We start from the raw sequence: 23,523 nt of genomic DNA on the forward strand, positions 1-23,523 counted from the left end.
ACCACACCATGATCCAACGCCGCAGAATCCTCCAAGCGCTTGCCCCTGTGCCGGCCATGCTGATGGGCGGGCGGGCCTTTGCCCAGTCCACGCCCATCCGCATCCTGGTCGGCGCCCCGGCCGGCGGCTCCACCGACACCTTGGCGCGCACCCTGTCCATCGAAATGGGCCGCCTGCTGGGCCGCACCGTGATCGTCGAGAACCGGCCCGGTGCGGGCGGCAACATTGCCGCCGACGCGGTGGCCAAAGCCGCACCCGATGGCAACACGCTGCTCATGAGCTTCACCAGCCATGCCATCAACGCCAGCCTTTACCCCTCGCTGCCGTTCGACCCTGTCAAGGACTTCACCCCGCTGACCTGTATGGCCACCTCGCCCTCGGTGCTGGTGGCCCACCCCTCGCTGCCTGCCAAAGATGTGCGTGAGCTGATCGCACTGGCCAAGGCCAAGCCTGGCAAGCTCAACTTTGCGATTGGCGCGGTGGGTTCATCGCTGCATCTGGCGGGCGATGCCTTCAAGATGCAGTCGGGCGCCTACATCGTCAACATCCCGTACCGGGGCACTGCGCCCGCGTTGCAGGATGTGCTGGCGGGGCAGGTCGACCTGATGTTCGCCGCCGTCGGCAATGCACAGGCGCAGATCCGCGCGGGCAAGCTCAAGGCGTTGGGCGTGACCAGTGCCAAGCGCCTGCCCGCCTTTCCGGATGTGCCTGCGATTGCCGAGGTGCTGCCGGGCTACGAATCCAGCGCCTGGTTTGGCCTGTTTGGCCCGGGGCAGATGAACCCCGAGCTGTCCAAGCGCCTGAGCGATGCCGCACGCCAGGCCATTGTCACCCCCGACGTGAAAAAGCGGCTGGAGTTGGAGGGCGCCGTGCCAGTGGGCAACAGCCCGGACGAGTTTGCGCGTTTTGTGCAGGCCGAAATCCCGCGCTGGGCCAAGGTGGTGAAGTTTGCCGGAGCCAAACCCGAATGACCGCCACCCCAGATGTTGTGGCCAGCACCCTGGCCCAGAAGCTGGTGGCCCGCGCCAGCGGCCGCGCCAGCGTCACACCCGGTGAAATCGTCAACTGCAGCGTGGACCTGGCCATGTTTCACGACTCGTCCGGCCCCCGGCGCCTCAAGCCCATGCTCGACGAACTGGGCGCGCAGATCTGGGACAAATCGCGCGTGGTCCTTGTCATGGACCACTACCTGCCCGAGCGCGACGAAGAATCCCGCCGCATCGTGCGCATCGCCCGCGACTGGGCGCGCGAGCAGGCTTTGCCCCATGTGTATGACGGCCAGGGCATCTGCCATGTTGTGGTGCCCCAGCACGGACATATCCGCCCCGGCATGTTCTGCGTGGGCGGCGACTCGCATTCGCCCACAGGCGGTGCATTCGGTGCCTACATGTTTGGCATCGGCAGCACCGAAATGCTGGGCGTGGTGGTGACCGGCGAAATCTGGCTGCGCGTGCCCCACACCCTGCAGATGCATTGGAGCGGACAGCTGGCCCAGGGCGTGACGGCCAAAGACATGATGCTGCACATGATTGGCCGCTTTGGCATGAACGGCGGCCAGTACCAGGCCGTGGAGTTTGCCGGCCCCGCCGTGCAGGCGCTGGGCATGCAGGAACGCATGACGCTCTCGAACATGAGCGCCGAGCTGGGCGCCCAGGCCGGTCTGATTGCCCCCGACGCCACCACACGCGAGTGGTTGCGGGCGGCGGGCGTGCCCGACGCAGACCTGCAGGGGCTGGATGCCTGGCGCACGGATGAAGGCGCAGCCCTCACGCGCCACACCTTCGACGCCACCACGCTCACGCCGCAGGTCGCCGCGCCCCACAGCCCGGCCAATGCCGCCCCCGTGGCACAGCACGCAGGGCAGGGCATCGACGTGGCCTACATCGGCGCCTGCACGGGCGCCAAGCTGGACGATCTGCGCGCTGCCGCCTCGGTGCTGCGTGGCAAACGCGTGGCCAGTGGAGTGCGCCTGATGGTGGCCCCTGCCAGCCAGCAGGACCAGGCCGCTGCGCGCGATGAGGGCGTGCTGCAGGTATTGCAGGACGCGGGGGCCGAACTGTTCCCTACCACTTGCGGTGCCTGCGCCGGCTATGGCGACACTGTAGGAGACAACACCACCGTCATCTCCAGCACCGCCCGCAACTTCAAGGGCCGCATGGGCTCGGCCACCGCGCAGGTGTATCTGGCGTCGCCGTACACCGTGGCGGCATCGGCCGTGCGCGGTTGCATCACCGACCCCCGCGAGGTACTCGCATGAGCATGATTCACCCCCTGAGTCGCTTCGCGCCTTCCCCCTCTCTCGCTGCGCGGGAGGGGGACGCCACCGGTGGCCTGGCAAAGCCAGTTCCACGGTGGCACTGGTCTGGGCCTTGCCGGTTTCATACACCGCGCGTTGGATGAACGACATGACGAATATTCACAGGGTATGGCGCCTTGGCGCTGACATCGACACGGATGTACTCGCCCCCGGCCATGCCATGAAGCACGGCCTGGACGTGCTGGCGCGCCACTGTCTCGAATCGGTGCGGCCCGATTTCGTGGGCGGCGTGCGCAAGGGCGATGTGATCGTGGCCGGGCCCAACTTCGGCATTGGCTCCTCGCGCGAGCAGGCGGCCGCCGTGCTGGTGCGGCTGGGCATTGTGGCGGTCATCGCGCCGTCGTTCAGCGGTCTCTACTTTCGCAACGCCTTCAACCTGGGACTGCTGCTGTTGACCTGCGCCGAGGCCGATGCATTGGGCGCACTGGGTGACGGCGATGCCGTCACGCTCGACTGGCAGACGCCCGCTGTCATCACCCCCCAGGGCCGAGCGCTGGTCTGCGACTCGATTCCCCCGTTTCTCATGGACATGGTGCGCGCTGGCGGTCTGCTGAACCAGCTGCGCACCCGCTTTGGCAAGGAGGCCATCAATGGCTGAACACAATACCACCACCGCACCGCCCTCGATGGACCCCGTCACCCTGGCCGTCTTGCGCGGCCGCCTGGAGCAGATCGCGGACGAGATGGACGCCACGCTGTACCGCAGCGCGTTCAACCCCATCATCGCCGAGGCGCACGATGCCTGCCACGGCCTGTACGACGCCGTCAGTGGCGACACGCTGGTGCAGGGCAAATCGGGCCTGCCCGTGTTTGTGGGGGCGATGGCTTTCGCCGTCCGCGCTGCCATGCGGGCCGCGGGCGAGCGCGGTGGCATCACGGCGAGCGACACCTGGCTGTTCAACGACCCCTACGAAGGCGGCACGCACGCCAACGACTTCAAGCTGGTGCGGCCCTTCTTTCGCGGTGGCAAGCTGTACTGCTTTCTGGCATCGGCCGCGCACTGGCACGATGTGGGCGGCGCCGTGCCCGGCAACTACAACCCGGCCGCTACCGAGTGCTGGCAAGAGGCGGTGCAGATTCCGCCCGTGCGCATCGTGCGGGGCGGCGTGTTCGACGACGACGTGCTCGCCATCCTCAAGGCCAATACCCGCCTGCCCGACAGTCTGTGGGGTGACCTGAACGGCCAGCTGGCCGCGCTGGACCTGGGCGAGCGCCGCCTGCACGACCTGTTGGACCAGTACGGCGATGCCCAGGTGCAGCAGGCGATGGGTGAGCTGCGCACGCGCGCCGTCAAGCTCATGCAGTCGCACATCGCGGCGCTGCCGGACGGGCGCTACAGCTTCAGCGACATCCTGGACAACGACGGCGTGAAGGACGAGCCGCTGACCATTGCGCTCGACATGACGGTGCAGGGCGACCGCCTCACGCTCGACTTCTCGCGCACCTCGCCGCAGTGCGCCGGACCGGTCAACATCTCACGCGCCACGGCCATTGCGGCGTGTTACGTGGCGCTCAAGCATTTGTTCCCCGATGTGCCTGCGAATGCGGGCGTGTTGGACGCGGTGGACTTTGTGCTGCCCGAGGGCCTGGTCATTAGCGCCGCGCGCCCACGCCCCGTGGGTGGCTACACCGAAACCATCCTGCGCATGATCGACGTGATCTTCAGCGCCACCGCGCAGGCCGACCCGAAGCGTGCCATGGCCCAGGCCTACGGCACCATCAACGCGCTGTCCATCGCCGGGCTGCGCACCGACCCCGCGCGCAAGGGCCAACGCTGGGTGATGTTCAGCTTCTTCGGTGGCGGCCACGGCGGGCACAGCGATGGCGATGGCCTGAGCCATGGCAATGCGCCCATCTCCACCGCCACCATCCCGCCGCTCGAAATTCTGGAGGCGGCGTACCCCGTGCGCTTCACGCAGTGGGCGTTGCGGCCCGATTCGGGCGGCGACGGCCAGCACAGGGGTGGCCTGGGCGCTATCTATGAGATTGAGCTGCTGGAGCAGGATGCCGAGGTGTTCATCTTTGGCGAGCGTGGCAAGGCGTCTCCCCAAGGCATTTCGGGCGGTAGCGCAGGTTCCATGAACGTCTTTAGCTATGAAAACGATAGTGAATGGAAGCAGCCGCCCATGCGCTCCAAGATGATTGGCATCCGCCTGAAGCAGGGCGAGCGCGTGCGCTTGGAGACCCCTGGCGGTGGTGGCTACGGTGCCCCGGCCGCGCGGGATGCGGCAGCGCGTGAGAAGGATCTGGCGATGGGCTATGTGAGCGTCCCTGACGCACTGAAAGCATTGAAAGGCAAGGCATGAGCAGCGGCAAGGTTTCGGACAAGGCTTTGAGCGAGGCGTCCTATGTGGTGGGCGTGGACGTGGGTGGCACCTTCACCGACCTGTTCGTGCTGGATGAGCGCGACGGCAGCGCCCGCATCGTCAAGGTGCCCAGCACCCGGGGTGAGGAGGCGCGCGGCTTCATGAATGGCGTGGCGCGTGTGGCCGATTCGGCCGCGCAGATCGCCACCATCGTGCACGGCACCACCGTGGGTACCAATGCGCTGCTGGAGCGCAAGGTAGCACGCACCGGCATCATCACCACCCGCGGCTTTCGGGACGTGCTGGAGATGCGCCGCCGTGACCGGCCGCAGACCTGGGGCCTGCGCGGCAGCTTCGAGCCCATCGTGCCGCGCAACCTGCGCCTGGAGGTGGATGAGCGCGTATTGGCCGATGGCACTGTGCACACGCCCGTGGACATCGAGCAGGTCAAGGCCCAGGCGCGCGCGCTGCTGGATGCGGGCTGCGAGGCCGTCTGCGTGTTCTTCATCAACACCTACGCCAACCCCACCAACGAGCAGGCCGCCGTGGCCGCCGTGCGCAGCGTGTGGCCCAACCCGCATGTGACGGCCGCCAGCGAGGTGTTGCCCGAGATCCGCGAGTTCGAGCGCTGCTCCACCGCCACGCTCAACGCCGCCCTGCAGCCCGTGGTGGGCAGCTACCTGGAGCGGCTGGAGGGCGACCTGCGCACGCAGGGCTTTGGCGGCGAGCTGCTCATCGTGCAAAGCAACGGCGGCGTGATGTCGCGCCAGACGGCCTGCGATGTGCCGGTGCGCACCGCGCTCTCGGGCCCGGCGGCGGGCGTGATTGCCTGTGCAGCGATTGCGCGTGCGGCAGGTTTCCCCGATGTGATCACGGGCGACATGGGCGGCACCTCGTTCGACGTGTCGCTGGTGGCCAAGGGCGAGGCGGCCTTGGCCGCACAGACGGCCATTGAATTTGGCATGGTCGTGCGCTCGCCCATGATCCAGATCGAGACCATTGGCGCGGGTGGTGGCTCGATTGCCTCGGTGGACGCCAGCGGCATGCTGCAGGTGGGCCCCGAGTCGGCCGGTAGCATCCCCGGCCCGGCCTGCTATGGCCGGGGCAACACCCGGCCCACGGTCACCGATGCCAACGTGCTGCTGGGCCGTATCGCCGCCGACCGGCCCCTGGGCGGTGGCCTGCTGGCCGCCATGGACGCGCAAAAGTCGCGCGACGCCATCGAGACCCATGTGGCCCGACCCCTGGGCCTGGATGTGATGGCAGCCGCCGAAGCCATCCTCACGGTGGCCAACGCCAAGATGGCGGGCGCCGTGCGCGTGGTGTCCATCGAGCGCGGGCACGACCCGCGCCAGTTTGCCTACATGCCGTTTGGCGGCGGCGGCGCACTGCATGTGTGCGCCATGATGCGCGAGGTGGGCGTGGGCACGGGCATCGTGCCGCGCTACCCCGGCGTCACCTCCGCCCTGGGCTGTGTGATGGCTGACATGCGCCACGACGCGGTGCAGACGCTGAACAAACCCCTGGCCGACCTGGACGTGGCCGACCTTCGCCAGCGGGTGGCCACACTCGCCGCCACCTGCCAGCAGCGCCTGGATTCGGCGGGCGTGAAGTTTGTCGAAGTGCAGGAAATCATTGCGCTCGACATGCTCTATGCCGGTCAAACCCACACCGTGCAGGTGCCCGTGGCGGCTGATGCGCTGAGCCACGAAGGCATCCGCGCTGCTTTCGAGGCCGCCTACCGCGCCGCCTTTGGCCGTGTGCTCGACGGCATTGCCGTGCGGGTGATGAACCTGCGCTACGCCCGCGTGGGCGTGCGTCCCAAGTTCGACCTGACGGTACTCGCCCCGCAGACCACTACCGTGAACCCGTCGCTGGGCGTGCAGCGCGTGTTCCACGCCGGCCGCTGGTGGGACGCCGCGCGCCACGCACGGCTGGACCTGCCCGTTGGCACCCGCATCGACGGCCCGGCCATCCTGGAGCAGCCCGACACCACGGTGTGGCTGGAGCCTGGCTTCAGCGCCACGGTGGACCCGCTGGGCAATCTGCTGGTGCGGGCCGACGGGGAGGGCGCAGCATGAGTCACAGTGCCATCGACCCGCGCCACACGGCGCTGGTCATCATCGACCTGCAAAACGACTTTTTGGCCCCGGACGGCGCCTACGCGCGCGGTGGCGCGGTGAGCGCTGCCGCCCAGGCCTTGCCACCCCGGGTGGCAGCGGTGGCCAACGCACTCAAGGCGGCGGGCGGCATGGTGGTGGGCAGCCAGTTCACCCTGTGGCCCGATGCGCAGGGCGAGCCCATGGTGTCGCCCCACCTCAAGGCCTTGCGCCCATTTCTGCGGCGCGGCGACTTTGCGCCTGGCAGCACAGGCCAGGCCCATGTGCCCGAGATCGCACCGTGGGTGGACGTGTCGGTGTGCAAGGTGGCGTATTCGGCTTTCTTCAACACCCAGCTGGACTGGGTGCTGCGCCGCGCGGGCATCACCACTGTGGCGGTATGCGGCATCGTCACCAACGGGGGCGTGGCCAGCACGGTGCGCGATGCTCACATGCGCGACTACCAGACGCTGGTGCTGTCCGACGGCTGCGCGGCCTTCAAGCAAGAGGTGCACGACACCTCGCTGGCCGACATGGCCAACGTGGCCCAGGTGCTGAGCTGCGCCGACTTTGCTGCCGCTGTGGCCGCCCCTTCCGCATGAATGCGCCCAAGAGCACACCCCGCATCTGCCATGCCGAGCACATGCCCGGCACCGTGGCGCAGGACGCACATGTGCCAGTAATCATCGTGGGCGGCGGCGCCTGTGGCCTCACGGCGGCGCTGATGCTGCACGACGCCGGTGTGGACTGCGCGGTGCTGGAGCGAGATGCCACCCCGCTGGGCTCGTCGGCCCTCTCATCCGGCTTTATCCCCGCGCCCGGCACGCAGGCGCAGCGCGCGGCGGGCATTGATGACAGCCCGGAGCGGTTTGCCGCCGACATCAGCGCCAAGGCCAAGGGCAGGGCAGCGCCCCATTTGGTGCAGGCCTATGCCCAGGCCATCGGCCCGGCGCTCGATGCACTGCAAGCGCGCCATGGCCTGCAGTGGCAGGTGCTCGATGGATTTTTGTACCCCGGCCACAGCGTGCGCCGCATGCACGCCACGCCCGAGAAAACCGGCGTGGGCCTGATGGGCCGCCTGGCCAACGCGGTGACGGCGGTCGACATCCCGCTGATCACCGAAGCCACCGTGCGCGAGCTGTGGGTCAACGCCCAGCAGCGCGTGATCGGCGTGGGCTACGAGCGGCCCGACGGCACGCTGGAGCACCTGGCCTGCGACGCACTCATCCTGGCCTGCAACGGCTTTGGCGGCAACCCGTCCATGGTGCGCGAGCTGCTGCCCGAGATGCGCGATGCGCTGTTCGCTGGCCACACCGGCAACGACGGTAGCACCATCGCCTGGGGCCAGGCGCTGGGCGCACGGCTGGCGGACCTGGGCGGCTACCAGGGCCACGGCTCCTGGGCCATTCCGCAGGGTGCGCTGATCTCGTGGGCGCTGATGATGGAAGGCGGCATCCAGGTCAATGCGCTGGGCGAGCGCTTTCACGACGAGACACAGGGCTACTCCGAGGCGTCGGTGCATGTGCTGGCGCAACCGGGCGGCGTGGCGTGGAATGTGTTCGATGCGCCCATCCTCGCATTGGCGCGCAGCTTTCCGGACTTTGTCGATGCTGAGGCAGCCGGTGCTGTGAAGCACTGTGACAGCGTGCAGGCGCTGGCGGCATTGATCGGCTGCGAAGAATCAAAATTGATAGCAACCCTGGCAAGTACCACTAGCGCTAGCGGCCAGAACGACCACAATCGACGTGTGTTTGCCCGCCCATTGCAGGCGCCGTTCTGCGCGGTCAAGGTGACCGGCGCGCTGTTCCATACCCAGGGCGGGCTGGACATCGACGCCCAGTGCCGTGTGCTGGGGCAGACTGGCCAGCCATTTCCCAATCTTTTGGCCGCAGGCGGCGCGGCCCGCGGCGTGTCGGGCGATGCGGTGTGGGGTTATCTCTCCGGCAACGGCCTGCTCAGCGCCGTGGCCGGTGGCTACATCGCCGCGAACACGGCGGCCAGGCTGAACCGTCAGAAAGTGTGAAGACATGACCCCTTCATCGTTCAAAGAACGCCTCCATGAACCCTGCGCCATCCTGGCCCCCGGCGTCTACGACGCCCTGAGCGCCCTGGTGGCCGAGCAGGCGGGCTTCGAGGCGCTCTACCTCTCGGGCGCATCGATTGCCTACACCCGCCTGGGCCGCTCCGACGTGGGCCTGACCACCTACACCGAGGTGGAAGACACCCTGGCACGCATCACCGAGCGCGTGCGCACGCCGGTCATCGTCGATGCCGACACCGGCTTTGGCAACGCGCTCAACACCCAGCGCACCGTGCGCGGCTTTGAGCGTGCGGGCGCGGCCATGGTGCAGATCGAAGACCAGGGCTTTCCCAAGCGCTGCGGGCATCTGGATGGCAAGACGGTGGTGCCGGTGGGCGAGATGTGCGGCAAGCTCAAGGCCGCGCTGGACGCACGCCGCAGCGCCCACACCCTGATTCTGGCCCGCACCGACGCGCTGGCCGTGGAGGGCATCGACGCCGCATTCGACCGCGCCGAGGCGTACCTGGAATGTGGTGTGGATGCGCTTTTCATCGAAGCCTTGCGCACCCCCGAGCAGATGGACGCGGCCTGCCAGCGCTTTGCCCACCGCATCCCGCTGCTGGCCAACATGGTCGAAGGCGGCAAGACACCGATCCAGAGCGCGGCCGAGCTGCAGCAGCGCGGCTTTCGCATCGTGATCTTCCCCGGCGGCACCGCCCGCGCCGTGGCGCACACGCTGCAGGGCTACTACGCCAGCCTGCACACGCACCAGACCACGGCGCCCTTCAAGGACCGGATGATGGACTTTGACGGCCTGAATGCGCTGATTGGCACGCCCGAGCTGATGGCGCAGGGTCGCCAGTACGAGTAGCCTGACCCGACGTGTGCCCGGTAAATCCCCTGCCCGGGCTGCGCCGGGCAATGCCGCGTACCATGTCGTGGATCTTTTCGTCTGACTTCACCGCATGGAGACCCACATGGCCCACAACCAACAAACCGTCACCCTGGGCGGCGGCTGCTTCTGGTGCACCGAAGCCGTATTCGACCGCGTGCGCGGCATCACCGATGTGGAAAGCGGCTACACCAACGGCCACACCATCAACCCCACGTACGAGCAGATCTGCCAAGGCGACACCGGCCACGCCGAGGTGGTGCGACTGACCTTCGATGCCGACGAGATCAGCCTGGAAGAGATCCTGGAAATCTTCTTCCACACCCACGATCCGACCACGCTCAACCGCCAGGGCAATGATGTGGGCACGCAATACCGCAGCGGTATTTACTACGACAACCCCGAACACGGCGAAATCGCCAACACCATGATCCGCCAGATGTCGCAAGACAAGCTGTTTGGCGCGCCCATCACCACCGAGGTGAAGCCGCTAACGAACTACAGCACGGCCGAGGCCTACCACCAGGACTACTTTGCCAACCACCCCAACGCGGGCTACTGCGCGTTTGTGGTGGGGCCGAAGGTGGAGAAGTTCAGGAAGACGTTTGCGCGGTATTTGAAGGGCTGACGCTGACGCGCTGGTGGCTGCCAAAGGGGCGGGATCCGGGTCTTGCGCTTCGGGTTCAATGCTTGGAGGGAGCAAATTCGTTCAGAGCGAGGCTGCAGGCAGGCATAATGCAACCCGATTGCGTTATGCGCAGTTCATCCGCACCACCCATGTCTTCCCCGTCCCCTCAACGTCTCCAGCCTTGGTCGCTTCCCCCCGGCATGCGTGCCACCCGTGCCACACGGGCTTTGGCGGCGGTGTACGAAGCCCGGCCGGACGCAGCCCTGTCAGAGCCCGAGGTCGAGGCGGCCCTAGCTGCAGCGGGTGTTGCGGTCAACAAGGTCACGGTCTACCGCATGCTCGACCGTTTTGCCGCCGCCGGCCTGCTGCACAAGCAAGTCGATGCCGCCCGCGTGACGCGGTATGCGCTGGCCCCACAAGGGGAAGAGGGTGCCGCACCGCGCTTTGAATGCGACGACTGCCACCGCCAGTTCCGCCTGTCACAGGGTTCGGCCAAGGTGCAGACCGCCCTCAAGCAGGTGCTGCGGGCGCTGGCCACCGCAGGACACGAGAGCCTGGCGGTGGACATTGCAGTGCACGGGCGCTGTGCCGACTGCGCGCACCCGGCAGAGGGCGCTGCCGCATGATCCGCACCCGGGGGCTTTCCTACACCTATGCCACGGGTGGCGCCGCGCCGCTGCGCTTTCCGGATGTGGACCTGCGCCAGGGCGGCACGCTGCTGCTGCGCGGGCGCTCGGGCACCGGCAAGTCCACCTGGCTGGCGCTGATGGCCGGCCTGCGCGGTGCCAGTGGCGGCGACCTATTTGTGGCGGGCACCCAGCTGGGCACGCAGCGGGGGGCCGAGATCGATGCCTGGCGCGCGCGCAACATCGGCTTTCTGCCGCAAAAGCTGTACCTCAGCAGCGCACTCACCGTGGCGGACAACCTGGCGCTGGCGTACTTTGCAGCCGGGCTGCCGCGTGACGATGCGGCCATTCACCGCGCACTCACCCAAGTGGGCGTGGCCGAACTGGCCGCCCGCAAGCCGCACCAGCTCTCCGGTGGGCAGGCGCAGCGCGTGGCTCTGGCGCGGGCCGTGCTGCTGGCGCCGCAGGTGCTGCTGGCTGACGAGCCCACGGCCAGTCTGGACGACGAGGCGGCGGCCGATGCATTGGCCCTGCTGCAGCACAGCGCCGCTGCCTGCGATGCCAGCCTGGTGATTGCCACGCATGACCAGCGTGTGGTGTCCGCCCTGGCAGGTGTCCAGACCCTCAATTTGAATGAAATCGGTACGGAGCGCTGGTTGAATATGCCTGAGCAGCTATGAATTCAGGAGTATTCAAACTCGCCCGCCTGTCCTGGCGCTACCTGTGGTCCCGCCCGCTGGCCGCCGTGCTCAACCTGCTGGTTCTCACGCTGGGCCTGGCCGCCATCACTTTGGTGCTGCTGGTGGCCACGCAGCTCGACAAGGCGTTCGAGCGCGACCTGAGTGGCATCGACCTGGTGGTGGGCGCCAAGGGCAGCCCGTTGCAGCTGATCCTGGCGGGCGTGTTCCACATCGACGTGCCCACGGGCAACATCCCGCTGCAAGAGGTGCAGGCGCTGCAGAAGAACCCGCTGGTGGCGCGGGTCATCCCGCTCAGCCTGGGCGACAGCTACCAGGGCTTTCGCATCGTGGGCACCACGCCCGACTACGTGGCGCACTATGAGGCCCAGTTGGCCGAAGGCGCGCTGTGGCAGCAGCCCATGGACGCGGTGCTGGGCGCGAGCGTGGCGCGGGGTATTGTCAAAGCCAGCCATCAAGGCGCGCCGCTGGTGGGGGCCACCTTCATTGGCAGCCACGGCCTGGGTGGAGGAGGGCACGCCCATGGCAACCACCCCTACCGTGTGAGCGGGGTGCTGGCGCCCTGCGGCTGTGTTCTGGACCGGCTGATACTGACCAGCACCGAATCCGTCTGGATGGTGCACGAGACCGCCACGGCCAACGATGCCGAGGACCTGGAAATCATGAAGGAAGAGCGTGAGGTGACCGTGGCCCTGGTGCGCTACCGCACGCCCATGGCGGCCATCACGCTGCCACGCCTGATCAACGGCGGCACCTCGATGCAGGCGGCGGCGCCCGCCATCGAGGTCACGCGCCTGCTGCGCCTGCTGGGCGTGGGTGCCGATGTGCTGCGCGCCTTTGGCGGCGTGCTGCTGGCCGTGGCCGCGCTCAGCGTGTTCATCGCGCTGTGGAATGCCGTGCGCGAGCGCCGCGCCGACCTGGCCATGCTGCGCATGCTGGGCGCGCCGCCGGGCCGTGTGGCCGGGCTGGTGCTGTGGGAGGCGCTGTGGCTGGCCGCGCTCGCGTCCATCCTGGGGCTGCTGCTGGGCCACGGCCTGGCGCAGGCCTTGGGCTGGGCATTGCAGGCGCAGGGCTTGCTGCCGGTGACGGGCTGGATCTGGCTGCCCGCCGAAGCCGGGGTGCCGCTGCTGGCCGCAGGCGTGGCGGCCTTGGCGGCGCTGCTGCCGGCCATGCAGGCCTACCGCACCGATGTGGCCGACTTGTTGAGCCAGCCCTGATGCGGCCCCCGAGTTCTGACCTCCATAAACCCTCTAGCCACTCAACCTGAAAGTCTTTCCATGAAAAAACTTTTCGCTGCTCTCGCCCTGGCCCCCATGCTGCTCGCCGGTGCCCTGGCCCACGCGCAAGCCCACAATGACAAGGACACCCAGGAAGACGTCGCCCGCCACCGTGCCATGGCTGCCGCCCACGAGGCCGCCGCCAAGTGCCTGGAGTCCGGCAAGGGCCACGACCAGTGCCAGAAAGACCTGCAGGCGGCGTGCAAGAACCTGGCCATTGGAAAATACTGCGGCATGAAACACGCACATTGAGCGCCTGTTTTTTTGATGCTCGTTCGCCCGGAGTCCCCGCCATGTCCTGCACCTTGAAACCCTTGCCCATCCCCGGCCTGATGGCTCGCGTGGCTTGTCTGGCCGCCACGCTGGTTCTGGCAACCGGTGCGCACGCACAGCAAGGCGGCGCCACCAAGCCCGCGCCGGGCGCTTTTGAGCGTGCCAAGGAAGGCACGGCCGCAGCGCCAGTGCTGTCGTCGCCCCTGCCTGCGGGCGCTGGCACCGTCGTGCCAGCGGGGTCGGGTGCGGGCTACCACAGCCCCAACAGCCCGATTGCCCCGCTGCCCCAGCGCAACGACGTGGTGCCCTGGTCGGTGCTGACCGACCTGAGCAAAAAGACCACCAAGGACGGCATCCTGCCCGTGTTCAACGATGCCCAGAAAGGCATGGACAAGACCACGCAGCGCATTCAGGGCTTCATGGTGCCGCTGGATGCCAAGCCCACGCAGACGCACTTCATCCTCACCTCCGTGCCGCTGACCTGCTCGTTCTGCACACCGGGCGGGCCCGAGAGCATGGTCGAGGTCAAGGCCAAGACACCCGTGCGCTATTCACTGGAGCCCGTGGTGGTGGAAGGCAAGTTCACCGTGCTCCCCAATGATCAATATGGCCTGTACTACCGCGTGGTGGATGCGGTGCCGGTGAAATAATCCACGGCTTTTGCCGCTGCAGCCTCTGCCGCACTCCCTTAACCTTTTGGCCTGACGTGACCCGCGCCTTCCTTCGCCCTTTGCACCTGCCGTCCGCCGCGCTGCGCGGCGCAGCGGTGCGGCGCGTGGCATTGGCGTGGCTGCTGCTGGCATTGGTGGTGGTGCCCACGCTGGGGCGGCTGCACCAGGTGGTGCACGGCGGCGCGCTGGACCAGGCGCATGCCGGGCTGCTGGCCGCGCCCTCTTCGTTACCCGGGCAGCCGGCGTGGGACCCAGCCCCCACTGCGCGCCCCGCTGCCACACCCGGCCACGGTCTGTGGCTGCCCTATTTGCTGGCCCACCACGCGCCGGTGGACTGCCTGTTGCTCGACCAGCTGGCGCTGGGCGACGCATTGCATGCCGCCCCGCTGACGCTGCCTGCGACCGATGCGCCGCTGCCGCCGGCCGTGCATGCGGCAGGGCGGGCGAGCACACCCCACATTGCGCTATTCCACGCGCGCGGCCCACCGGTCGCCTGACGCGCAGCGCACCTCCAGCCCCACCTTCTCAGCCGGCGTACCCGCTGTGTGCCTTGCAGGGCAACGCGGCGGTGTTGTGCCTGCTGGCGCAGGGCGCGGTATGCAAGCCGCTGTATGCAGGCCGATTTGGCAGCTGCCAGCGGCCGTACCACGGCGCGCCGCCCATCATTACTCCTGTTTTCATAGCTGCTAGCGCATATTTCACTAGCGCTTGCAGCGGTTTTTATTCATCAACCCGCGCCCAGGGCGCGGGTCGGCATGCGCAGGCGCGTTGGCACCGCCAGCGCCGCGCATGCCTTGTTGCAGGCCACCACCATGACCCACACCTTTTCTACCCACCGCTTTGCTTCCCGCCGTGCACGCCCGGCGCTCCACCCTGTGGCCCTGGCGACCCTGCTGGCGCTGTCTGGCACCAGCGTTGCCACCCAGGCGCAGACTGCACCCGCGCCGGCTGCGGCGGCTGACGCTGCACCCAGTCTGCCCGCAGTCACCGTGTCGGCCAGCGGCCTGCAGCTGGGCGCCAGCGACATGACCACCCCCGCCACCGTGCTGGAAGGGGATGAACTGGTGCGCCGCCGCGAGGCCACGCTGGGCGAAACGCTGAACAGCGAGCCCGGCATCACCAGCAGCCACTTTGGTGCGGGCGCCAGCCGGCCCATCATCCGCGGCATGGACGGCCCGCGCGTCAAGGTGCTGAGCGACGGCGCCGAGCTGCACGACGCCTCCACCATCAGCCCCGACCACGCCGTGGTGTCCGAGCCGCTGCTGGCCACGCAGATCGAGGTGCTGCGCGGCCCCTCGGCCCTGGTCTATGGCAACGGCGCCGTGGGCGGCGTGGTCAACGTGCTGGACGGCAAGGTGCCCACCGTCATCCCGCAAAAGGGTTACGAAGGCAGCGCCGAGCTGCGCGCCAACTCGGGGGCGGGCGAGGGCGCCGGGGCCTTTTCGCTGACGGGTGGGGCGGGCAACCTGGCCGTGCATGTGGAGGGTGTGGCGCGGGATGCAGGCGACTACCGCGTGGGCAAGGGCTGGTCGGGCGGCAGCAAGGTGCTGGGCAGCTTCAACCGCACGGACACTGGCAGCGTGGGCCTGTCGTGGGTGGGCGACCAGGGCTACCTGGGTGCGGCCTACACCCGCCAGACCGCCAAGTACGGTCTGCCCGGCCACAACCACAGCTTTGACGGCTGCCACACCCATGGCGACCACCTGCACTGCGGCGCCCACGCTGACGACGAAGCCGACGGCCATGACCACGATGCCGCCGCAGGCGATGTGCCGGTGGTGGACCTGCGCAGCGAGCGCTTTGACGTGCGGGGCGAGCTGCGCAACCCGTTTGCGGGCTTCTCGGCATTGCGGCTGCGTGCGGGTGTCACCGACTACAAACACGACGAGGTCGAAGACGGCGCCATCAGCACCACCTTCAAGAACAAGGCCTACGACACGCGCGTCGAGCTGCAGCACGAGCCCATCGGCGGCTTCAAGGGCGTGATCGGCCTGCAGACCTCGCAGCGCAAGTTCAGCGCCGAGGGCGAGGAGGCCTATGTGCAGCCCACTGTGACCCGCAAGACGGGCCTTTTCGTGCTGGAAGAGTACCGCTGGAACGACTGGCGCTTTGAAGCCGCCCTGCGCCATGACCGCCAGACGGCCGAGGCCCAGACCAGCGGCATTGAGCGCAGCCACAACGGCACCTCGGCGTCGCTGGGCGCGGTGTGGAAGTTCACGCCGGGCTACCAGGTGGGCACCTCTTTCACCCGCGCCAGCCGTGCCCCGTCGGCCGAAGAGCTGTACGCCCAGGGCCTGCACATGGCCACCAGCACGTACGAACGGGGCAATGCCGACCTGCGCTCCGAAATCTCGCAGAACATCGATGTGAGTCTGAAGAAGACCAGCGGCGACACCACCTTCGGCGTGAGCGTGTTCCGCAACCGCATCCAGAACTACATCTATGGCCGCACGCTCGACGCGCTGGACGGCCTGCAACTGCTGCAGTACAGCCAGGCCGACGCCACCTTCACCGGCATCGAAGGCCAGGTGCGCCAGCGCCTCACACGCAATCTGGGCATCACCCTGTTTGGCGACACCGTGCGCGCCAAGCTGGACGGCGGTGGATTGCTGCCGCGCATCCCGGCCACCCGCGCCGGTGTGCGGCTGGACGCCAACTGGCAGGCCTGGGAAGGCCAGGTGGAATGGGTGCAGGTGGCCCGCCAGAACCGCGTGGCCGACTTTGAAACCGCCACGCCCGGCTACGGCATGCTAAACCTGGGCGTGAGCTACAACGGCCAGTTCAGCAGCGGCACCCCCTGGCAGGTGTACCTGAAGGCCAACAATCTGACGGACCGCCTGGCGTACGCGCACACCTCGTTCATCAAGAACGCAGCGCCGCTGATGGGGCGCAACCTGACGGTGGGGGTGAAGGTGGCGTTCTGACGGGTGATGCCGTCGTGATGTGAGCGAGCCAGCGGCGGGGGAGGGCGTTGCTGGCTTGCACACCTCCCGGCCCCAAACCACCCAAATCACCGAGTCCAAAGGCGACTTGGATGCATGCCATACTCGCTTTGACGTGGTTGATTTGTCGATCCGTCAAGGCGACGCTGCCTCAGTCCCGGTGATGGCGCGCACCCGATTCGGAAATGGGATTGGCACCGCAGCAGGCCGCCCAACGCCGGGTTGCGCGACGCGCGAAGGACTTGTTCGGCGCGGGCCTGCATGAATCTGACCCATTTGCAATAGCCCTGCATGCCCACCACTCCCACGCCGTCCGCAAACCTGTTGCAACTGCTTCCTGAGGCGGTGGTGCAGACCGATGCGCTGTGGGAGATCACGTACCTGAACCCGGCGTGGCACAAGCTCACCGGCCACTCGGTGGCAGCGGCGCTTGGCAGGTCTTTGCTGGAATTCGTGCATCCCGACGACATCGGCACCATGCGCTCGGGCATGCCGGTGTTCCGCTTGCGCTTTGCCGACGCGGACTACCGCTGGGTGCGTCTGCAGTTCCACCCGGAGACGGATGCGGCAGAGCGGGTGATCAGCCGCCAGGGTGTCCTGATCGAGATCACCGAGGTCACCGAGCAGGTGCTGGTGGAAATTCGCCAGCGCTTTCTGCGCTTGCTGGAAACCATTGACGGCGTGGTGTGGGAGGCTGAAATCGGGGTGGGCAATACCTTTCTGAGCCCACAGGTCGAACGCTTGTTCGGCTACTCCGTCGAGGAGTGGCGGGCTGACCCGGGCTTCTGGAGGGCGCATGTGCATCCCGATGATCTGGAGGAGGCCTTGGTGATCGACGATGCCGCCTACAACGCCACGCACAGCCATGCCTACGAGATGAGCTACCGGCTGATTGCCAAGTCGGGCAAGGTCGTGTGGGTGCGTGACCTGTGCCGCGCGGTGGTCGAGCCGGGTCGGCCGAACCGCATGATCGGCCTGATGATCGATGTCACCCAGCAGAAGAACACCGAACTCGATCTGTTGCGCTCCGAAAACCGCTATTCGCTGGCGACCCGCGGATCCAATGACGGCATCTGGTATTGGGACTTGCGAACGGACGCCCTGCATGTGTCCGGGCGCTTTCTCCAGATCGTCGGGCTGGGTAGCCGCGATCATGTGTACGACGGAGGCTGGCGCTTTCTCGAGCAACTGATTGATCGCGAGGATCGCGCTCGCGTGCAGGAGGCCTACCGCAGACACCTGTCCGGAAACAGCGCGAACTTTTCGGTGGACTTCCGTGCGTTCCACGGGGCGGGGCGGCTGGTGTGGGTCAATTGGCGCGGGCTCGCCGAGTTTGAAGACGGTGTTCCCGTGCGCATGGCGGGATCGTTGAGTGATCTGGCCGAGCGTGGCAGCTCCTACGATGCGCTGACCAACTTGCCCGGTCGGCCGTTGTTCCGCGATCGCCTCGCGCAACTCATCGCACTGCACCAGAACGACGGGGCGAGCGGTGATGGCGAGCCAATACGCGGTGGGGCCACGATGTTTGCCGTGCTGCTGCTGGACCTCAACGGGTTCAAGGCGGTCAATGACTGCTACGGACACCATGTGGGCGACCAGCTACTGCAGCAGGTGGCGCGGCGGCTCGAATCCTGCGTGCGGGCGGTGGATCTGGTCGCCCGCATGAGTGGCGACGAGTTCAATGTGCTGCTGGAGTCCATTGACCCCGCTGAAGCCAGCCAACGGGCAGAGCAGATCGCTGCCGCCCTTGCTGCGCCCTATGTAATCGGCGAACACACCGTGATCAGTGGCGCGAGTGTTGGCTTGGCCACCAGCGCATCCAGGCTGGCGACGGTCGACGACTACCTGCGCGCGGCAGACACCGCCATGTACCAGGCCAAAAGTCAGTCATTGGGCGTGTGCGTGGCCCCATAAGGCGTCGTGGCCACGCCCGGCGAGGGCGTGCGGATCCGGGCTGCAGGGCCGCAGGTGGGCACCTCAAGGAACAATCGCCACCGATTTGACCTGGGCCCACACCGCGCTGCCGGGCACCACACCCAGCGCATGCAGGGACCGGTGGGTGACCCGCGCGAGCAGAAAAGACTCCCCACAGCGCAGCCGCACCAGCGCCTGCGAGGGGTGGGCGTCGGGCGCGACCGAGTCGATCTCGCAGGGCAGGTGGTTCTGGATGCTGGTCTGTATGGGCTCCTGCACCGTCAGGCTCACGTCGCGGGCCAGCACCCGCAGCCGCACCGCCTGGCCCACGGGCAGGCCGCTGTCGCGCAGCCACATGGCGCCACCGGCAAAACCCACGCGCGCCAGGTGCCAGGCCGCGTCCCGCTCCAGCACCTGGCCGCGCAGCAGCGCGCCCGCGTCGTCGCCCAGCACCATGGGCAGGTGCACCGACGACAGCACCTGGTCCACCGGCCCGGCGGCCTTGACCTGGCCGCCCTCCAGCACCACCAGGTGGTCGGCCAGCCGTGCCAGTTCGTCGGCAGAGTGCGTGACATACAGCATGGGGATGTGCAGCTCGTCGCGCAGGCGCTCCAGCCAGGGCATGATCTCCTGGCGCCGCGCCAGGTCGAGTGCGGCCATGGGCTCGTCCAGCAGCAGCAGGCGGGGGGAAGTTGCCAAGGCACGGGCAATGGCCACCCGCTGGCGCTCGCCGCCCGAGAGCTGGCCGGGCCGGCGCTGCAACAGGCGGCCGATGCCCAGCAGTTCGATGGCCGTCTGCAGCGTGGCCTCGGCCTGCGCAGACCGGGCGCGCTTCAGGCCATACCGCAGGTTGCCCAGCACGTCCAGGTGCTCGAACAGGCTGGCCTCCTGGAACACGTAGCCCAGCGCCCGCTGGTGGGTGGGCAGAAACACCTGGGTGACATCGTCCTGCCACACCTCGCCAGCCACCACCACCAGGCCGGGGTGCGCGCGCTCCAGCCCCGCCACGCAGCGCAGCACGCTGGTCTTGCCCGAGCCCGAGGCGCCAAACAGCACCGTGATGCCGCTGCCGGGCAGGTGCAGGTCCACGGCCAGTTCAAAGTCGGCACGCGGCAGCGCAAGCCGGATGCGCAGGTCGCTGGGCGCACTCATGACTGCCCCCGCGAGCCACGGTTCTTGAGCAGCGCCAGGCACAGCAGTACCGCAAACGAGAACAGCACCATGCCGCCCGCCAGCCAGTGCGCCTGGGCGTATTCCATGGCTTCCACATGGCCGTAGATCTGGATGGAGACCACGTGCGTCTTGCCCGGGATGTTGCCGCCAATCATCAGCACCACGCCAAACTCGCCCACCGTGTGGGCAAAACTCAGGATGGCCGCCGTGAGCAGGCCGGTGCGGGCCTGCGGCAAGGCCACCGTGAAAAACGCATCCACCGGGCTGGCCCGCAGGGTGGCGGCCACCTCCATCGGGCGGCGGCCCATCGACTCGAAGGCATGCAGCAGGGGCTGCACTGCAAACGGCATGGAGAACACCACCGACCCAATCACCAAGCCCGTGAAGGTGAACGACAGCAGGCCCCAGCCCATGGCCTGCGTGAACTGACCCAGCGGCCCCGCAGGCCCCATGAGCATCAGCAGGTAAAACCCAAGGACCGTTGGCGGCAACACCACGGGCAATATCACAAGGGCGCTCACCGGCCCCTTCCACCAGGACTGCGTTTGCGAGAGCCACCAGGCCAATGGCGTGGCGATCAGCAACAACACGAGGGTGGTGACGGTGGCGAGCTGCAGGGTCAGCCAGATGGCTTGCAGTGCTTCAGGGCCCAGAGGCATAAAGGAAAAGGGCGGTGGCGTGGATGGGGTGTGAGTATCTCAGTGCTCGTAGCCAAAGCCGCGAATGACCGCACGCGCCTTGTCGCCCTTAAGGTATTGCAGCAATGCCGCCGCTGCCGCGTTGCCCTGGCCCTTGGTCAGCAGCACGGCGTCCTGGCGGAGCGGTGTGTAGAGCGCTGCAGGGACGGCCCACACCGAGCCCTCCACCAGGCGGCCATCGGCCATCACCTGCGACAGGGCGACAAAGCCAAGCTGGGCATTCTGGGTGGCGACGAACTGGTGGGTCTGGGCAATGTTCTCACCCTGCACAAACTTGGGCCGCAGGGTGTTCAGCACGCCGAGTTGGGTCATCACTTCCACGGCGGCGGCTCCGTAAGGGGCGAGCTTGGGGTCGGCCAGCGCGATCTTGTCGAAGGTGCCGGATTGGAGCACCTGGCCCTGTGCATCTACCAGGCTGGGCTGCTTGCTCCAAAGGGCCAGCTTGCCAATGGCATAGGTGAAACGGCTGGCATCGACCGCCAGGCCTTCCTTGGCGAGCCTGGCTGGGGTTTCATCATCGGCTGACAGCAGCAGGTCAAACGGCGCACCGTTCTTGATCTGCGCATAGAACCGCCCGGTGGAGCCAAAAGCCAGCGTGGCTTTGTGGCCGGTGTCCTGCTCGAACAGGCGGGCCATCTTTTGCATCGGGGCTGTGAAGTTGGCGGCCACGGCCACCGACACCTCACCCGCTTGGGCCGAAACCGCCATCGCCAACGAGGCGGCCAGGGACAACAGGAAACGCTTCACGACAATCTCGCTATTCTTCATTGGAATAGCGGGACTGTAGCATGTCAGCCACTGCGCTATTCCATTGATGAACAGCGATGCCTCAAGCGTCTGTACCACCCAGTTAACATGCCCGCATGAGCAATTCTTCACTGCCACTGGCCGAGGTGCTGGGCCACGAGGCCACGGACAAGCGCATCGACATCCTGCGCCGCATTGGCGAGGTGGGCTCCATTTCCGAGGCGGCGCGGGGCGCGGGCGTGAGCTACAAGGCCGCCTGGCAGGCACTGGAGACGCTGACCAACCTGGCCGGGGTGCCGCTGGTGGAGAAGGTGGTGGGCGGCAGCGGCGGCGGCGGGGCCGCGCTCACCCCAGCCGGCCAGCGGGTGCTGCAGGCAGCCCATGCGCTGGCGGATGCACGCCAGCAGGTGCTGGGCCGATTGAAGAGCGACGACGACGCAGCGACCGGCCGCGCCGCACTGGCGCTGCGCACCAGCATGCGCAACCAGTTTCCTTGCTCCGTGGGCAAGGTGCGTGCCGTGGGAGGGCAGGTGCGTGTGCAGCTGCTGCTGGCGGATGGGCAGGCGCTGCATGCGTCCATCACGCGGGTCAGCGCCCAGTTGCTGGGTTTGAAGGCAGGGGTTGGTGTGCTGGCGCTGTGCAAGGCGACGGCGGTTCAGGTGGCCCCGGCCCCTGGCAGTCCCGCAGGCAATGCCATGGCCGGGGTGGTGCGGAGCGTCGCTCGCGGCGCCGCCCCCGAGGTGGTGCTGCAGCTGCCCAGCGGCATCCAGCTGGTGGGCTTTGCCGCTGAGGGAGCCAAGGTCCGAGCGGGCCTTCGAGCGGGCCAGCAAGCCACGGCGGTTGTTGACGAATCCAGCATCGTCATCGCCGCGGCTTCCTGAGGGTTGAGGGCCTTCCAGCGCATTGGACAAGCGGACCAGCGGGCCCCGCTACCTGCTGCGATCGCCGTCGCGCACGGATTCGATCGTGCCGTTGTAGATGCGAACCACCCCCAGGAAGGTGCCCGGCCCCCGGTCGTACGTCCACTCTTCCATGGGCACACACTGGTTGGCCAGCACTGCTGCGGGACTGCCCGGGCGGTAGGGCGTCACCACCCAGCCCAGCTGCAGCATGGAAACGCACACGCCCTGGCGGTAGATGGGGTCACCACATTTTTGCAGCAGCGTCACGGGAGAGTCGCCTTTGCCCACCAGTGATCCATTGCAGCGCAGGGACTGCGAGGCCTGGGCCGGTAGCACCGTGCACAGGGCCAGCGCGGTTGCCACCAGCTGCAAGGTCCTTCGATAAAGGCCTGGCAGCGCTGTCTGGTTCCGGAGGTATCTCATGGAGGCGGTTTCGAAAATACTGCGCGTTACTGTACAGCGACACAGCCGTGGAGGGGCGTGCACCGCCTTTCGCTTCGCTTTCATCGCCTGTCCGTAGAAGCACAGTGGCCCCAGCCCGCCACAGGCGGCATGATCGGGGGATGAAACTGCTGTTGGTCGAAGACGATTTTGATCTGGCCGGGGCCCTGAGCCGCAGTCTGGTGGCCCGTGGGTTTGAGGTGTTGTGCTGCGCCGATGGCAAGGAGGCCCTGGCGGCTGCGCGGCGCACCGCGTTCGACGTGATCACGCTCGACCTGTCGCTGCCGGGCCTGGACGGGCTGGAGGTGCTGCGGCGCCTGCGCGATGGCGGCAGCACCACACCGGTACTGGCGTTGACGGCCCGTGCGGCCGTCACAGACCGGGTGGCGGGGCTGGAGGCCGGGGCTGACGACTACCTGGCCAAGCCATTTGACCTGGACGAACTGGTAGCGCGGCTGCGGGCCCTGACGCGCCGCGTGGGGCGCGACGGGCAGTTGCGCTGCGGGGCGCTGTACCGCGAGCCGGGTAGTGGCGTGTTCTACAACGATGCCTTGCCGCTGGAGCTGTCGCAGCGGGAGTCCGAGCTGCTGCGGCTGCTGATGTCGCGCGTGGACCGGGTGGTGAGCAAGGAAGAGTTGCGCACCCAGGTGTTTGCCAACACGGACGAGCAGGTGCAAGCCGACGCGGTGGAAGTGGTGGTGCACCGGCTGCGCAAGAAGCTGGTGGGCACCAACGCCGAGATCGTGACCTTGCGCGGCGTTGGTTACCTGCTGTGCGATGCCGACAGCATGGCCGCCCACAAGACGGACAAAGCCGACAAGTCCGATAAGGGCGGGGTGGCCCGGTGACGCTGCGGTGGTGGCAGCGGCGGCCCTGGCGGCCGCGGGGCGGCTCATTGC

Annotated in this window: 23 protein-coding genes; 19 read left to right on the forward strand and 4 right to left on the reverse strand. The window is 67.6% G+C overall.

The annotated features are described in order from the left end of the window. Nucleotides 1–8: 8 nt before the first annotated feature. The 17 genes from ACTJKQ_RS03785 (at nucleotide 9) to ACTJKQ_RS03865 (ending at nucleotide 18,663) form a co-directional block, all read left to right on the forward strand. Nucleotides 9–971 (forward strand): Bug family tripartite tricarboxylate transporter substrate binding protein, encoded by a 963-nt coding sequence (locus ACTJKQ_RS03785; RefSeq protein WP_440596047.1) that lies wholly within the window; start codon nucleotides 9–11, stop codon nucleotides 969–971. Further along, nucleotides 968–2,257, forward strand: coding sequence for a 3-isopropylmalate dehydratase large subunit (locus ACTJKQ_RS03790; protein WP_440596048.1), 1,290 nt, complete (start codon nucleotides 968–970; stop codon nucleotides 2,255–2,257). Before ACTJKQ_RS03785 ends, ACTJKQ_RS03790 begins: the two co-directional genes overlap by 4 nt. 139 nt (nucleotides 2,258–2,396) lie before the next feature. Continuing rightward, nucleotides 2,397–2,915 (forward strand): LeuD/DmdB family oxidoreductase small subunit, encoded by a 519-nt coding sequence (locus tag ACTJKQ_RS03795; protein WP_440596049.1) that lies wholly within the window; start codon nucleotides 2,397–2,399, stop codon nucleotides 2,913–2,915. Next, on the forward strand, nucleotides 2,908–4,623 hold the full coding sequence (locus ACTJKQ_RS03800; RefSeq protein WP_440596050.1) for a hydantoinase B/oxoprolinase family protein: 1,716 nt from the start codon (nucleotides 2,908–2,910) through the stop codon (nucleotides 4,621–4,623). Before ACTJKQ_RS03795 ends, ACTJKQ_RS03800 begins: the two co-directional genes overlap by 8 nt. After that, a complete protein-coding gene (locus ACTJKQ_RS03805) occupies nucleotides 4,620–6,704 on the forward strand; it encodes a hydantoinase/oxoprolinase family protein (RefSeq protein WP_440596051.1) in 2,085 nt (694 codons plus the stop codon). The genes ACTJKQ_RS03800 and ACTJKQ_RS03805 overlap by 4 nt, the downstream gene beginning before the upstream one ends. Further along, entirely contained in the window at nucleotides 6,701–7,324 is a 624-nt protein-coding gene (locus ACTJKQ_RS03810; protein ID WP_440596052.1) for a cysteine hydrolase family protein, read from the forward strand. The genes ACTJKQ_RS03805 and ACTJKQ_RS03810 overlap by 4 nt, the downstream gene beginning before the upstream one ends. After that, the gene (locus ACTJKQ_RS03815; protein WP_440596053.1) at nucleotides 7,321–8,745 is read left to right on the forward strand and encodes an FAD-dependent oxidoreductase; all 1,425 of its coding nucleotides are present in this window, start codon (nucleotides 7,321–7,323) and stop codon (nucleotides 8,743–8,745) included. Before ACTJKQ_RS03810 ends, ACTJKQ_RS03815 begins: the two co-directional genes overlap by 4 nt. A 4-nt stretch (nucleotides 8,746–8,749) precedes the next feature. Continuing rightward, complete coding sequence (locus tag ACTJKQ_RS03820) at nucleotides 8,750–9,613, forward strand: isocitrate lyase/PEP mutase family protein (protein WP_146870872.1); 864 nt, start codon at nucleotides 8,750–8,752, stop codon at nucleotides 9,611–9,613. Between the two features lie 106 nt (nucleotides 9,614–9,719). After that, on the forward strand, nucleotides 9,720–10,262 hold the full coding sequence (gene msrA / locus ACTJKQ_RS03825) for a peptide-methionine (S)-S-oxide reductase MsrA (RefSeq protein ID WP_440596054.1): 543 nt from the start codon (nucleotides 9,720–9,722) through the stop codon (nucleotides 10,260–10,262). A 200-nt stretch (nucleotides 10,263–10,462) separates the two neighbouring features. Further along, a complete protein-coding gene (locus ACTJKQ_RS03830; protein ID WP_440596055.1) occupies nucleotides 10,463–10,888 on the forward strand; it encodes a Fur family transcriptional regulator in 426 nt (141 codons plus the stop codon). After that, nucleotides 10,885–11,568: an ABC transporter ATP-binding protein gene (locus ACTJKQ_RS03835; protein WP_056062842.1), complete on the forward strand. Its 684-nt coding sequence runs from the start codon at nucleotides 10,885–10,887 to the stop codon at nucleotides 11,566–11,568. Before ACTJKQ_RS03830 ends, ACTJKQ_RS03835 begins: the two co-directional genes overlap by 4 nt. Further along, nucleotides 11,565–12,803: an FtsX-like permease family protein gene (locus tag ACTJKQ_RS03840; RefSeq protein WP_440596056.1), complete on the forward strand. Its 1,239-nt coding sequence runs from the start codon at nucleotides 11,565–11,567 to the stop codon at nucleotides 12,801–12,803. The genes ACTJKQ_RS03835 and ACTJKQ_RS03840 overlap by 4 nt, the downstream gene beginning before the upstream one ends. Nucleotides 12,804–12,863: 60 nt before the next feature. Continuing rightward, nucleotides 12,864–13,115 carry a hypothetical protein gene (locus ACTJKQ_RS03845; protein WP_056062836.1) on the forward strand — a complete coding sequence of 84 codons (252 nt, stop codon included), beginning with the start codon at nucleotides 12,864–12,866 and terminating at the stop codon, nucleotides 13,113–13,115. 41 nt (nucleotides 13,116–13,156) lie between these two features. Then, complete coding sequence (locus ACTJKQ_RS03850) at nucleotides 13,157–13,786, forward strand: DUF3299 domain-containing protein (RefSeq protein WP_440596057.1); 630 nt, start codon at nucleotides 13,157–13,159, stop codon at nucleotides 13,784–13,786. Between the two features lie 80 nt (nucleotides 13,787–13,866). Further along, complete coding sequence (locus ACTJKQ_RS03855) at nucleotides 13,867–14,304, forward strand: hypothetical protein (RefSeq protein ID WP_440596058.1); 438 nt, start codon at nucleotides 13,867–13,869, stop codon at nucleotides 14,302–14,304. A gap of 315 nt (nucleotides 14,305–14,619) precedes the next feature. Next, entirely contained in the window at nucleotides 14,620–16,731 is a 2,112-nt protein-coding gene (locus tag ACTJKQ_RS03860) for a TonB-dependent receptor domain-containing protein (RefSeq protein ID WP_440596059.1), read from the forward strand. 309 nt (nucleotides 16,732–17,040) lie between these two features. Beyond that, nucleotides 17,041–18,663 carry a PAS domain-containing protein gene (locus ACTJKQ_RS03865; protein WP_440596060.1) on the forward strand — a complete coding sequence of 541 codons (1,623 nt, stop codon included), beginning with the start codon at nucleotides 17,041–17,043 and terminating at the stop codon, nucleotides 18,661–18,663. Between the two features lie 63 nt (nucleotides 18,664–18,726). Here ACTJKQ_RS03865 and modC read toward each other — a convergent pair whose 3' ends face one another. The 3 genes from modC to modA are packed head-to-tail and all read right to left on the reverse strand — an operon-like array spanning nucleotide 18,727 to nucleotide 21,302. Further along, nucleotides 18,727–19,815: a molybdenum ABC transporter ATP-binding protein gene (modC, locus tag ACTJKQ_RS03870; RefSeq protein ID WP_440596061.1), complete on the reverse strand. Its 1,089-nt coding sequence runs from the start codon at nucleotides 19,813–19,815 to the stop codon at nucleotides 18,727–18,729. Further along, on the reverse strand, nucleotides 19,812–20,495 hold the full coding sequence (gene modB, locus ACTJKQ_RS03875) for a molybdate ABC transporter permease subunit (protein WP_440596062.1): 684 nt from the start codon (nucleotides 20,493–20,495) through the stop codon (nucleotides 19,812–19,814). The genes modC and modB overlap by 4 nt, the downstream gene beginning before the upstream one ends. A gap of 39 nt (nucleotides 20,496–20,534) precedes the next feature. Next, nucleotides 20,535–21,302: a molybdate ABC transporter substrate-binding protein gene (modA, locus tag ACTJKQ_RS03880; protein ID WP_440596063.1), complete on the reverse strand. Its 768-nt coding sequence runs from the start codon at nucleotides 21,300–21,302 to the stop codon at nucleotides 20,535–20,537. 95 nt (nucleotides 21,303–21,397) lie between these two features. On the opposite strand from modA, the gene ACTJKQ_RS03885 reads away from it, so the two are divergent. Then, nucleotides 21,398–22,162, forward strand: a complete 765-nt coding sequence (locus ACTJKQ_RS03885; RefSeq protein WP_440596064.1) for a TOBE domain-containing protein — start codon at nucleotides 21,398–21,400, stop codon at nucleotides 22,160–22,162. Between the two features lie 48 nt (nucleotides 22,163–22,210). Here the strand turns inward: ACTJKQ_RS03885 and ACTJKQ_RS03890 are convergent, their stop codons facing one another. Further along, complete coding sequence (locus ACTJKQ_RS03890) at nucleotides 22,211–22,606, reverse strand: DUF2845 domain-containing protein (protein WP_440596065.1); 396 nt, start codon at nucleotides 22,604–22,606, stop codon at nucleotides 22,211–22,213. A 140-nt stretch (nucleotides 22,607–22,746) separates the two neighbouring features. Between ACTJKQ_RS03890 and ACTJKQ_RS03895 the strand changes: the two genes are divergently transcribed. After that, nucleotides 22,747–23,472 (forward strand): response regulator transcription factor, encoded by a 726-nt coding sequence (locus ACTJKQ_RS03895; RefSeq protein WP_056744825.1) that lies wholly within the window; start codon nucleotides 22,747–22,749, stop codon nucleotides 23,470–23,472. Nucleotides 23,473–23,523: the final 51 nt, after the last annotated feature.

Origin of the sequence: Acidovorax sp. 22279 (genome assembly GCF_052045435.1) — a bacterium.
Lineage (GTDB): Bacteria > Pseudomonadota > Gammaproteobacteria > Burkholderiales > Burkholderiaceae_C > Acidovorax > Acidovorax delafieldii.

Excerpts from the sequence above, each read along its gene's own strand:
- ACTJKQ_RS03785 (WP_440596047.1), top strand. The coding sequence starts at position 9 with ATGATCCAACGCCGCAGAATCCTCCAAGCGCTTGCCCCTGTGCCGGCC.
- ACTJKQ_RS03790 (WP_440596048.1), top strand. The coding sequence starts at position 968 with ATGACCGCCACCCCAGATGTTGTGGCCAGCACCCTGGCCCAGAAGCTG.
- ACTJKQ_RS03795 (WP_440596049.1), top strand. The coding sequence starts at position 2,397 with ATGAACGACATGACGAATATTCACAGGGTATGGCGCCTTGGCGCTGAC.
- ACTJKQ_RS03800 (WP_440596050.1), top strand. The coding sequence starts at position 2,908 with ATGGCTGAACACAATACCACCACCGCACCGCCCTCGATGGACCCCGTC.
- ACTJKQ_RS03805 (WP_440596051.1), top strand. The coding sequence starts at position 4,620 with ATGAGCAGCGGCAAGGTTTCGGACAAGGCTTTGAGCGAGGCGTCCTAT.
- ACTJKQ_RS03810 (WP_440596052.1), top strand. The coding sequence starts at position 6,701 with ATGAGTCACAGTGCCATCGACCCGCGCCACACGGCGCTGGTCATCATC.
- ACTJKQ_RS03815 (WP_440596053.1), top strand. The coding sequence starts at position 7,321 with ATGAATGCGCCCAAGAGCACACCCCGCATCTGCCATGCCGAGCACATG.
- ACTJKQ_RS03820 (WP_146870872.1), top strand. The coding sequence starts at position 8,750 with ATGACCCCTTCATCGTTCAAAGAACGCCTCCATGAACCCTGCGCCATC.
- msrA (WP_440596054.1), top strand. The coding sequence starts at position 9,720 with ATGGCCCACAACCAACAAACCGTCACCCTGGGCGGCGGCTGCTTCTGG.
- ACTJKQ_RS03830 (WP_440596055.1), top strand. The coding sequence starts at position 10,463 with ATGCGTGCCACCCGTGCCACACGGGCTTTGGCGGCGGTGTACGAAGCC.
- ACTJKQ_RS03835 (WP_056062842.1), top strand. The coding sequence starts at position 10,885 with ATGATCCGCACCCGGGGGCTTTCCTACACCTATGCCACGGGTGGCGCC.
- ACTJKQ_RS03840 (WP_440596056.1), top strand. The coding sequence starts at position 11,565 with ATGAATTCAGGAGTATTCAAACTCGCCCGCCTGTCCTGGCGCTACCTG.
- ACTJKQ_RS03845 (WP_056062836.1), top strand. The coding sequence starts at position 12,864 with ATGAAAAAACTTTTCGCTGCTCTCGCCCTGGCCCCCATGCTGCTCGCC.
- ACTJKQ_RS03850 (WP_440596057.1), top strand. The coding sequence starts at position 13,157 with ATGTCCTGCACCTTGAAACCCTTGCCCATCCCCGGCCTGATGGCTCGC.
- ACTJKQ_RS03860 (WP_440596059.1), top strand. The coding sequence starts at position 14,620 with ATGACCCACACCTTTTCTACCCACCGCTTTGCTTCCCGCCGTGCACGC.
- ACTJKQ_RS03865 (WP_440596060.1), top strand. The coding sequence starts at position 17,041 with ATGCCCACCACTCCCACGCCGTCCGCAAACCTGTTGCAACTGCTTCCT.
- modC (WP_440596061.1), bottom strand. The coding sequence starts at position 19,815 with ATGAGTGCGCCCAGCGACCTGCGCATCCGGCTTGCGCTGCCGCGTGCC.
- modB (WP_440596062.1), bottom strand. The coding sequence starts at position 20,495 with ATGCCTCTGGGCCCTGAAGCACTGCAAGCCATCTGGCTGACCCTGCAG.
- modA (WP_440596063.1), bottom strand. The coding sequence starts at position 21,302 with ATGAAGAATAGCGAGATTGTCGTGAAGCGTTTCCTGTTGTCCCTGGCC.
- ACTJKQ_RS03885 (WP_440596064.1), top strand. The coding sequence starts at position 21,398 with ATGAGCAATTCTTCACTGCCACTGGCCGAGGTGCTGGGCCACGAGGCC.
- ACTJKQ_RS03890 (WP_440596065.1), bottom strand. The coding sequence starts at position 22,606 with ATGAGATACCTCCGGAACCAGACAGCGCTGCCAGGCCTTTATCGAAGG.
- ACTJKQ_RS03895 (WP_056744825.1), top strand. The coding sequence starts at position 22,747 with ATGAAACTGCTGTTGGTCGAAGACGATTTTGATCTGGCCGGGGCCCTG.